The following is a 9151-nucleotide window of genomic DNA, read 5'->3' as shown; positions in this document are numbered from 1 at the left end:
GCGCTCGGCGGCGCCGTGCGGGCGCGCGAGGTGCTGCGCTTCGACTACGCCGGCGCCTCCGGCCGCGGCGCGCAGGACGCGGGCGAGCGCGGGTGGTCGCCGCCGCGGCGGGTCGAGCCGCACCACCTGGTCACCTGGGGCGGGCGCTGGTACCTCGTCGCGTTCGACCTGGACCGGGCGGACTGGCGCACCTTCCGGGTCGACCGGGTCACCCCCCGCACGCCGACCGGTCCGCGCTTCGCCCCGCGCCCGCTCCCCGAGGGCGACGTCGCGACCTTCGTCGCCTCGCGGTTCGAGGGCCTCGCCGCCCAGCAGTGGCCGTGCCGCGGCGAGGTGGTCGTGCACGCCCCGGCCGACCTGGTGACGCGCTGGCTGCCGCGCGACTCGCTGGTCGAGGCGCTGGCACCGGACCGCAGCCGGGTCGTGCTCGGCTCCTGGTCGTGGACGGGCCTGCTGGCGACGGTCGCGATGTTCGACGCCGACCTCGAGGTGGTCGGGCCGGCGGAGCTGCGGGAGGCGGCGACGGTGCTGGCCGCCCGGTTCACCACCGCCGGGGGACGGCCCGCGGGCTGAGCGCCGGCGTCAGGAGCGGTGCTCGGCGCGCACGTGCAGGTCGCCGCCCGCGACCCGCACCGCCAGCTGGCCGCCGTGCGCGAGCAGCACGCGGACGCCGACCGGCGTCCCGGTGCCGTCGTGCTCCCACTCCACGCCCAGCACGGTCGCGCCGCGCAGCGTCCCCGCGCCGTCGGCCGGCACGTCGGCGAGCTCCCAGCGCCCCGGTCCGGCCGGGGCCCGCCACGGGCCGAGCTCGACGTCCAGCCCGCCGCCGGACGAGGCCCGCAGCGTCCGGGCGCGGGTGTAGTCGAAGACGAGCTCGAGCGGACCGGTCGCGGTCGCACCGTCCCCGGGCAGCACCGCCCGGCGGACGGTCGTGATCCGCGCGCCGGCGAGGTCGTCGAGGGCGGTCGCGGGCATCGGGCGCCTCCTGCCTGTCCCGCCGTGCGCGGGACGCGAGCGCACACCGTGCCCCGGCGGGTGCCCGACGCGCACGGGTCCGCGGGCCCAACCGGGGTCCCACCGGACGCGACGACGCCCCCACCGGCCGGGGCCGACGGGGGCGTCGTGGTGGTGCGGGGGGACCCGCCGGGAGGCTCAGGCCTCGGCGGCGGCGTCCTCGACCAGCAGGTTGCGGGTCTTGGCCGGGTCGACCGGGATGCCCGGGCCCATCGTCGTGGAGAACGTGGTCTTCATGACGTACCGGCCCTTGGAGGACGACGGCTTGAGCCGCAGCACCTCCTCGAGGGCGGCTGCGTAGTTCTCGACCAGGTTCTTCTCGTCGAAGGACGCCTTGCCGATGATGAAGTGCAGGTTGGCGTGCTTGTCGACGCGGAACTCGATCTTGCCGCCCTTGATGTCCTGCACCGCCTTGGCGACGTCCATGGTCACCGTGCCGGTCTTCGGGTTCGGCATCAGGCCGCGGGGGCCCAGGACCTTGCCCAGCCGCCCGACCTTGCCCATCAGGTCGGGGGTGGCGACGGCCGCGTCGAAGTCGGTGAAGCCGGCGGCCACCTTCTCGATCAGGTCGTCGGAGCCCACGTGGTCGGCGCCGGCCGCGCGGGCGGCCTCGGCCTTGTCACCGTTGGCGAAGACCAGGACTCGAGCGGTCTTGCCGGTGCCGTGGGGGAGGTTGACCGTGCCGCGGACCATCTGGTCGGCCTTGCGGGGGTCGACGCCGAGGCGCATCGCGACCTCGACGGTGGAGTCGTACTTCGTGGTCGCCGTCTCCTTGGCGAGGCGCACGGCCTCGAGGGGGGCGTGCAGCCGGTCGCGGTCGATCTTCTCGGCGGCGGCGCGGTAGCTCTTGCTGCGCATGGTTCCTGCTCTCTGTCTCGTCGTGCTGCTGGCAGTCGTGGTCGGGGGGCCAGCGCGGGCCCTGCCACTGGTGGTGCTGGTCGTGCGGGGGCGGAGCCTCAGCCCTCGACGGTGATGCCCATCGAGCGGGCGGTACCGGCGATGATCTTCGCCGCGGCGTCGATGTCGTTGGCGTTGAGGTCCTCGAGCTTGGTCTGCGCGATCTCGCGGACCTGCTCGTTCGTGAGCTTGGCGACCTTGGTCTTGTGCGGCTCGCCGGACCCCTTGTCGACGCCGGCGGCCTTCTTGATCAGCTCGGCGGCCGGCGGGGTCTTGGTGATGAAGGTGAAGGAGCGGTCCTCGTAGACCGTGATCTCCACCGGGATGACGTTGCCGCGCTGCGACTCGGTCGCCGCGTTGTACGCCTTGCAGAACTCCATGATGTTGACGCCGTGCTGACCCAGCGCGGGGCCGATCGGCGGCGCGGGGGTCGCGGCACCGGCGTTGATCTGGAGCTTGATCAGGCCGGAGACCTTCTTCTTGGGAGGCATGTGCTCTCGAGTCCTTCAGTCGTGAGTGCTTCGGTGGTGCTGCCGGGCGGTTGGGCGCCGTCCGGGGCTCTGGGGGGTCAGATCTTGGCGACCTGGTTGAAACCGAGCTCGACCGGGGTCTCGCGGCCGAAGATCGACACGAGGACCTTCAGCTTCTGCGAGTCGGGGTTGATCTCGGTGATGGTGGCCGGGAGGGTCTCGAACGGCGGCTCCATCACGGTGACGGACTCGCCGACCTCGAAGTCGACCACGGTGGGCTCGGCGGCCTTGGCGCCGCCGCCCGCGCCGCCGCCGGCGGCCGCGGTCTCCTTGACCTCCAGCGTCGGCGCGAGCATCGAGAACACCTCGTCGATGCTCAGCGGCACGGGCTGGTGGGTGTGCCCGACGAACCCGGTGACGCCCGGGGTGTGCCGGACGGCGCCCCACGACTCGTCGGTGAGGTCCATCCGGACGAGGACGTAGCCCGGGACCCGGACGCGGCGCACCTGCTTGCGCACGCCGTTCTTGATCTCGGTGACCTCCTCCATGGGCACCTCGACACCGAAGATGTAGTCCTCCATGTTCAGCGAGGAGATCCGGTTCTCGAGGTTGGCCTTCACGCGGTTCTCGTACCCCGCGTAGGAGTTGATGACGTACCAGTCGCCGACCTGCGCCCGCAGGTTCGCCTTGAACTCCTCGACGGGGTCGACGTCCTCGTCGGGCTCGCCGGTCGTGTCCTCGGTGGCGTCCTCGGTGTCGTCCTCGGTGTCGGCCTCGTCCGTGCTCGCCTCGTCCGCGGCGTCCTCGTCGGACGCCTCGGCGGCGTCGTGCGCCTCGGCGGCCTGGAGGTCGGCCTCCTGGACGGTGAGCGCGTCGGTGCCCTCGTCGACCTCGTCGGCGGGTGTGCGCTCTGACTGCTCGGACACGGTGCGGACCTGCTTCCCTCGTTGCTCGGACGTGCTGCGGCGCGGCCCGGGGGCCGCGTGGCGACTCAGTCGCCGTTGCCGAAGGCCCAGCCGACCAGCTCGCGGAAGCCGAAGTCGAGGGCCGAGACGTAGACCATCACCACGAGCACGAAGACCAGCACCACGGAGGTGTAGGTGACCAGCTCCTTGCGCGTGGGGCGCACGACCTTCTTCAGCTCGGCGACCACCTGGCGCAGGAACAGCGCGAGCCGCGCGAACAGCCCCTTGCGGGCCGGCTTCGAGCGGTCCTTGCGGTCGCGCTCGTCGCGGCCGTCGGGCTCGCCCGTCCGGGTCTGGGTCACGTCGTCTGGTCCCTGTCGGTCGTCGTCGGCGCGCCCGGTCGGGGTGCACCGCGCTGGTGCGCCGGACGGCCGGGGCCGGACCGGTGCGGTCGGTGTGCTGCGGTAACCGCAGGGCAGGAGGGACTCGAACCCACAACCGCCGGTTTTGGAGACCGGTGCGCTGCCAATTGCGCCACTGCCCTTCGGGGTCGGAGGCGGCCAGCCGTCCGCGCGACCTCGGAGCACCGAGGGCGTGCCGCAGCATGGCAGCCGTCAACCACCGCCCCGAGTGTACGTGGCCCGCAGGGTGCAGGTCGAATGCGCTCCCGGCCGCCCTCCGACGCTTCCGGCAGGGGGCCCGTCCGGCACGGCGACCTGTCCGGCACGCGGGCACCTGCGCCGGTGGCCGCGCGGGAGGTGGGAAGATGCGGCACGTGAGCGAGCAGAGCGCGTCCGAGACCGCCGCCCCCACCGTCCCCGCCGAGGACCGCCCCCGCGGCCGGGTCTCCGCCCGCATCGGCGGCATCGCCGAGTCCGCGACGCTCGCGGTCGACGCCAAGGCCAAGGCGCTGAAGGCCGAGGGCCGCCCGGTCATCGGCTTCGGCGCCGGCGAGCCCGACTTCCCGACGCCGGGGTACGTGGTCGAGGCCGCCGTCGCGGCCTGCGCCGACCCGGCCAACCACCGGTACACGCCGGCGGGCGGCCTGCCGGTGCTGAAGCAGGCGATCGCCGACAAGACGCGGCGCGACTCCGGCTACGCGATCGCCCCCGAGCAGGTGCTCGTCACCAACGGCGGCAAGCAGGCCGTCTACGAGGCGTTCGCGACGCTGCTCGACCCGGGCGACGAGGTGCTGCTGCCCGCGCCGTACTGGACCACCTACCCGGAGGCCATCCGGCTCGCCGGCGGCGTCCCGGTCGAGGTGTTCGCGGGCGAGGACGCCGGCTACCTCGTCACCGTCGACCAGCTCGAGGCGGCTCGCACGGCCCGCACCAAGGTGCTGCTGTTCTGCTCGCCGTCGAACCCGACCGGCGCCGTCTACTCCCCCGAGCAGGTGCGCGAGATCGGGCGCTGGGCGCTCGACAACGGCGTCTGGGTGGTCACCGACGAGATCTACGAGCACCTGGTCTACGACGACGCGCGGTTCGTCTCGATGCCCGTCGAGGTGCCCGAGCTCGCCGACACCTGCGTCGTCCTGAACGGCGTGGCCAAGACGTACGCGATGACCGGCTGGCGGGTCGGGTGGCTCGCGGGCCCCCGCGACGTCGTCAAGGCCGCCACCAACCTGCAGTCGCACGCCACGTCCAACGTGTCGAACGTGGCCCAGCGGGCCGCGGTCGCGGCGCTGACCGGCGACCTGTCCGCGGTCGCGAGCATGCGCGAGGCCTTCGACCGCCGCCGGCGGGCGATGGTCGGCATGCTCAACGACATCCCGGGCGTGGTCTGCCCGGTGCCGAAGGGCGCGTTCTACGCCTACCCCTCGGTCGCGGGCGTGCTCGGCAAGCAGATCCGCGGCCGGACGCCGATGACCTCGGCCGAGCTCGCGACGCTGATCCTCGAGGAGGTCGAGGTCGCGGTGGTGCCCGGTGAGGCGTTCGGGCCGAGCGGCTACCTGCGGCTGTCGTACGCGCTCGGCGACCAGGACCTCGCCGAGGGCGTCGGCCGCATCCAGCAGCTCCTGTCCGAGGCCCGCTGACCGCCTCGCCGGCCCCGGGCGCTCACGCCGACGCGGGCCGGCGCAGCCGGTCCGGCAGACCCAGCAGGCCGTCGCGGCGCAGCGCGACCACCAGGGCGGCCAGGCCCAGCGCCCAGACCACCTGGCCGGACTGCGCCGCCGGGCCGACGAGCGGTATCGCCAGGACGCCCAGCGCCACCGCGAGCACGGCGGCCGGGTCGGTGACGGCGCGCCCCGCGTCGCGCCGGCGGTAGGCCCGCCACACCAGCAGGGCCGCCAGCACGAGCAGCACCCGCGGCTGGATCGCCGCGCCGGTGAGCACGCCGTCGTCGGTGAGGACCATCCCCGGGAAGTAGAGGCCGGGCATGCAGTCGATCGTGGCCCCGCCGTCGGCGCTCCACACGGTGCTGCAGTACCCGGCCGTCATCGTCCCGGGGCCGACCGTGGTCTCGAGGAACCGTCCCCACGGCAGGGCGAGCGACAGCGCGCCGAGGGCCAGGGCGACGAGCAGCCAGCCGCGCGTCCCGGTGGGCGCGAGCGGCAGCCGCCCGCGCCCGGCCGACGGCCGTCTCACAGCCGGCGGCCCGGCATCGTCAGCACGCCGGCGACCGCGGCGGCCGTCGCGGCGGTGACCAGGAAGCCGGAGCTCGTGCCCACGGTGGGCAGGCTCACGAGCAGCCAGTAGAGCGCCAGGCCGCCGGTGCCGACGGCGGCGATCGTCCACCGGCGCTCGTCTGAGCCGCCGAGGCCGAGGGCGGACAGCGCCTGCAGCACGGCGGCGGCGAGCGCCCACAGCGACCACAGCACGTTGTCGAGCAGGGGCAGGTCGTCGAACGGGAGCAGCACCGAGACGAGCACCAGCACCGGGGCGGCCAGCTGGCCGACGCGCACGAGGACGGGGGTGGGCGGCAGCCCGAGCGGCGCCTCGCCGTTCCAGGTCTGCCGCAGCCGGTCGCCGGTCGAGGGACCCTGCGGACCCTGCTGCGGACCCTGCTGCGGGTACGGGCCGTGAGGGTGCTGCTGCGGGTGCGGCCCCGGCGGCGGGCCCTGCTGGTGCTGGGGCCCGGGCGCGGTCGGCTGCGGCTGGGTCCAGGGGTCGGTGGCCCCCCACTGCTCGTGGCCGTGCGGGGGGTGCGGGCCGGGCTGCTGCGACATGGGGCGCGTCTCCTGGTGGTGGGGGCGGGCTGCGGCGCGCCCATCGTGGCCGCGGCTGCGGCGTCCGACCCTGAGCACGCGCGCTCATCATCACCGACCGGCGGCACCACCGGCCACGCCCCGGGCGGAGCGCGCGCCGGCGTCGCTGGCAGGATCGGGTCATGGTGGACCCGGGTGCGCGACGCGACCTCGCGACCCTCCCCAAGGCCCACCTCCACCTGCACTTCACCGGGTCGATGCGTCCGGCCACGCTGGTCGAGATGGCCGACGAGCGCGGCGTGCGGCTGCCGGCGACCCTGCGCGAGCAGCAGGGCGTGCACCTGACCTCCGACGCCCGGGGCTGGTTCCGCTTCCAGCGCCTCTACGACGCCGCCCGCGCCGTCGTCCGCGACGAGACCGCGATGCGCCGCATCGTCCGCGAGGCCGCCGAGGACGACGCCGCCGAGGGCTCGCGCTGGCTCGAGATGCAGGTCGACCCCACGTCCTACGCGCCGTTCGTCGGCGGCCTGACGCCGGCGCTCGAGATCGTCCTGGACGAGGCCGCTGCCGCCTCCCGCGAGACCGGCACGCAGGTGGCGGTCGTCGTCGCGGCCAGCCGCATCCGGCACCCGCTCGACGCCCGGACGCTGGCCCGGCTCGCCGCGCGGTACGCGGGCGAGGGCGCGGGCACCGTGGTCGGCTTCGGGCTGTCGAACGACGAGCGGCGCGGGTGGACGTCCGAGTTCGCGCCCGCCTTCGACATCGCCCGGCGGGCGGGTCTGGCGAGCGTCCCGCACAGCGGCGAGCTGCTCGGTGCCGACCACGTCGAGGTGACGCTCGACCACCTCGCGCCCGACCGGATCGGCCACGGCGTCCGGTCGGGCGAGGACCCGGCGGTGCTGCGGCGCCTCGTCGACGCCGGCATCGCGCTCGAGGTGTGCCCGGCGAGCAACGTGTCGCTCGGGGTCTTCCCGACGATGGCCGACGTGCCGCTGCCCGCCCTCGTCGAGGCGGGCGCGACGGTGGCCCTCGGCGCCGACGACCCGCTGCTGTTCGGCTCGCGCCTGCTCGCGCAGTACGCGTCGGCCCGCGACGACCACGGCATGGACGACGCCGCGGTGGCCCACCTGGCCGCGTCCTCGCTGCGGGCGAGCCTGGCGCCGGCCGACGTCAAGGCCGGCCTGCTGGCCGAGGTCGAGCGGTGGCTGGCGACGTGACCCGCCCGGCGCTCGTGCTCTGCTCGCACGGGACGGCGGACGCGGACGGGCAGGCGGCGGTGTCGGCGCTCGTGGCCGCGGTGCGGTCGCGCGCCGGCGGCGAGGTGCGCGAGACGTGGGTCGACGTGCAGCAGACGCAGGTCGACGAGGTCGTGGGAGCCGCTGTCGCCGAAGGGTTCTCGCCGATCACGATCGTCCCGCTGCTGTTGTCCGGCGGGTTCCACGTGCACGTCGACGTGGCGCGGGCGGCCGACGCCGACGGCGTCCGCGCGACGCCGGCGCTCGGACCCGACCCGCGGCTGGCCGACCTGCTCGTCGACCGGCTGCGCGAGTCGGGCGCGGACGCCGGCGACGTCGTGGTGGTCGCGGCGGCGGGGTCGAGCGACGCGCGGGCGGTCGCCGACGTCGAGACCGTCGTCGCCGGCGTCCGCGAGCGCTGGGACGGGCCGGTGTCGGTGGGGTACGGGTCCAAGGCCCTCCCGACCGTGCCGGACGCGGTCGCCGCAGCGCGCGCCGCCCACCCCGGTCGCCGGGTGGCGCTGGCCGGGTACCTGCTGGCACCCGGGTTCTTCCACGACCGGCTGGCCCGGGCCGGAGCCGACCTGGTGGGCGAGCCGCTGCTGCCGGTGCGCGGAGGCGCCCCGGTCGTCGACGAGCGGCTGGTCGACCTGGTGCTCGAGCGGGCCACCGCCGGGGCTTGACGACCTGCTGGACCATTCTGTATCAATGAACTAGTTCATAGATACAGAAGGAGTGGCCATGTCACTGGCGCTGGTGCTGCTGGTCCCGTTCGCGCTGCTCGCGGTCGTCGCCCTGGTCGTACTGCTGGCGCTGGCCGCGACCGCGCGCCCGGACGCCGAGATCGGTGTCGGCGCCGCCGCCGCCCGCCGGCACGCGGTCCGGGGCGGCGTGCTCGCCGTCGTCGTCGCCGCAGCGGTCGTGCTCACTCTCGGCGTGGTCGCCGGCCGGGTGCTCGAGGGCGTCGCCGAGGGGCAGGTCCTGGCCGTGCTGCTGCTGGTCGGCGCCACGGCCCACACCCTCGTGCTGGCCCTGACCGAGCTGACCTGGCCGCGTCCTCGCGGCGACCGGCGGTCGGGGCTGCTGGCGCGGCGCCGGCTCGCCGACGTGCTCCCCCGGCCGGCGCTCGTGCTCACCGCAGTGCTGGCGGCCCTGGTCGTCGCGGCGGCGCTCGTCGGCGCCGTCGTCGCCGACGATTCGGGCCGGGCGCTCACGCGTGCGTCGGCGGACGGCACCGCGACGTGGTCGGCGGGCCCCTTCCCCGGCGCGCCCTACGCCGCGCCGGTGCTGCTCGCCCTGCTCGTGCTGCTCGTGCTGGCCGCCGCGACCGCGCGGCTGGTGCTGGTCCGTCCAGCGGTCGCCGGGGCGGACGCGGTGACCGACGCCGCGCTGCGCCGCGCGAGCGCCCACCGGGTCCTGCGCGGCACGGCCGCGGGCTGCGCCCTCACCCTCGGCGGGCTGCTGGCGGTCTCGAGCAGCGCC

At 75.3% G+C, this 9151-nt stretch carries 11 protein-coding genes, 1 tRNA gene and 1 pseudogene; 5 read left to right on the top strand and 8 right to left on the bottom strand.

Features of this window, described 5'->3' with window-relative positions:
• Positions 1 to 573: helix-turn-helix transcriptional regulator (locus tag ACYVKY_RS07810; RefSeq protein WP_460434407.1), on the top strand; the 573-nt coding region annotated here is incomplete at its 5' end.
• Positions 574 to 582: 9 nt separating this feature from the next.
• Here the strand turns inward: ACYVKY_RS07810 and ACYVKY_RS07805 are convergent.
• The 6 genes from ACYVKY_RS07805 to ACYVKY_RS07780 form a co-directional block, all read right to left on the bottom strand.
• On the bottom strand, positions 583 to 975 hold the full coding sequence (locus ACYVKY_RS07805; RefSeq protein ID WP_460434406.1) for a hypothetical protein: 393 nt from the start codon (positions 973 to 975) through the stop codon (positions 583 to 585).
• 177 nt (positions 976 to 1152) lie between these two features.
• Positions 1153 to 1872, bottom strand: coding sequence for a 50S ribosomal protein L1 (rplA, locus tag ACYVKY_RS07800; protein ID WP_460434405.1), 720 nt, complete (start codon positions 1870 to 1872; stop codon positions 1153 to 1155).
• 98 nt (positions 1873 to 1970) lie between these two features.
• Positions 1971 to 2402 (bottom strand): 50S ribosomal protein L11, encoded by a 432-nt coding sequence (gene rplK, locus ACYVKY_RS07795; RefSeq protein ID WP_460434404.1) that lies wholly within the window; start codon positions 2400 to 2402, stop codon positions 1971 to 1973.
• A gap of 77 nt (positions 2403 to 2479) precedes the next feature.
• Positions 2480 to 3307 carry a transcription termination/antitermination protein NusG gene (gene nusG, locus ACYVKY_RS07790; RefSeq protein ID WP_460434403.1) on the bottom strand — a complete coding sequence of 276 codons (828 nt, stop codon included), beginning with the start codon at positions 3305 to 3307 and terminating at the stop codon, positions 2480 to 2482.
• Positions 3308 to 3372: 65 nt separating this feature from the next.
• A complete protein-coding gene (gene secE / locus ACYVKY_RS07785) occupies positions 3373 to 3648 on the bottom strand; it encodes a preprotein translocase subunit SecE (protein ID WP_460434402.1) in 276 nt (91 codons plus the stop codon).
• 109 nt (positions 3649 to 3757) lie between these two features.
• A tRNA-Trp gene (locus ACYVKY_RS07780) sits at positions 3758 to 3830 on the bottom strand.
• A gap of 231 nt (positions 3831 to 4061) precedes the next feature.
• On the opposite strand from ACYVKY_RS07780, the gene ACYVKY_RS07775 reads away from it, so the two are divergent.
• Positions 4062 to 5321, top strand: a complete 1260-nt coding sequence (locus tag ACYVKY_RS07775) for a pyridoxal phosphate-dependent aminotransferase (protein ID WP_460434401.1) — start codon at positions 4062 to 4064, stop codon at positions 5319 to 5321.
• Positions 5322 to 5343: 22 nt separating this feature from the next.
• On the opposite strand, the gene ACYVKY_RS07770 is transcribed toward ACYVKY_RS07775, so the two are convergent.
• Together ACYVKY_RS07770 and ACYVKY_RS07765 are read right to left on the bottom strand one after the other, a co-directional pair.
• Positions 5344 to 5874 carry a hypothetical protein gene (locus ACYVKY_RS07770; RefSeq protein WP_460434400.1) on the bottom strand — a complete coding sequence of 177 codons (531 nt, stop codon included), beginning with the start codon at positions 5872 to 5874 and terminating at the stop codon, positions 5344 to 5346.
• Positions 5871 to 6455 (bottom strand): hypothetical protein, encoded by a 585-nt coding sequence (locus ACYVKY_RS07765; protein WP_460434399.1) that lies wholly within the window; start codon positions 6453 to 6455, stop codon positions 5871 to 5873. Before ACYVKY_RS07765 ends, ACYVKY_RS07770 begins: the two co-directional genes overlap by 4 nt.
• Positions 6456 to 6616: 161 nt before the next feature.
• Here ACYVKY_RS07765 and ACYVKY_RS07760 point away from each other — a divergent pair, with 161 nt between their 5' ends.
• The 3 genes and pseudogenes from ACYVKY_RS07760 to ACYVKY_RS07750 all read left to right on the top strand — a co-directional run.
• Complete coding sequence (locus tag ACYVKY_RS07760; protein WP_460434398.1) at positions 6617 to 7651, top strand: adenosine deaminase family protein; 1035 nt, start codon at positions 6617 to 6619, stop codon at positions 7649 to 7651.
• Positions 7636 to 8352, top strand: a complete 717-nt coding sequence (locus ACYVKY_RS07755; protein WP_460434397.1) for a sirohydrochlorin chelatase — start codon at positions 7636 to 7638, stop codon at positions 8350 to 8352. Before ACYVKY_RS07760 ends, ACYVKY_RS07755 begins: the two co-directional genes overlap by 16 nt.
• Positions 8353 to 8410: 58 nt before the next feature.
• Positions 8411 to 9151 (top strand): annotated as a pseudogene (locus ACYVKY_RS07750) (hypothetical protein); the annotation flags it as partial.

Source organism: Angustibacter speluncae (assembly GCF_054777815.1).
The sequence above is the reverse complement of the archived record's forward strand: the minus strand, read 5'-3'. Positions and strand labels throughout refer to the sequence as shown.

Excerpts from the sequence above, each read along its gene's own strand:
- ACYVKY_RS07805 (WP_460434406.1), bottom strand. The coding sequence starts at position 975 with ATGCCCGCGACCGCCCTCGACGACCTCGCCGGCGCGCGGATCACGACC.
- rplA (WP_460434405.1), bottom strand. The coding sequence starts at position 1,872 with ATGCGCAGCAAGAGCTACCGCGCCGCCGCCGAGAAGATCGACCGCGAC.
- rplK (WP_460434404.1), bottom strand. The coding sequence starts at position 2,402 with ATGCCTCCCAAGAAGAAGGTCTCCGGCCTGATCAAGCTCCAGATCAAC.
- ACYVKY_RS07765 (WP_460434399.1), bottom strand. The coding sequence starts at position 6,455 with ATGTCGCAGCAGCCCGGCCCGCACCCCCCGCACGGCCACGAGCAGTGG.
- ACYVKY_RS07760 (WP_460434398.1), top strand. The coding sequence starts at position 6,617 with ATGGTGGACCCGGGTGCGCGACGCGACCTCGCGACCCTCCCCAAGGCC.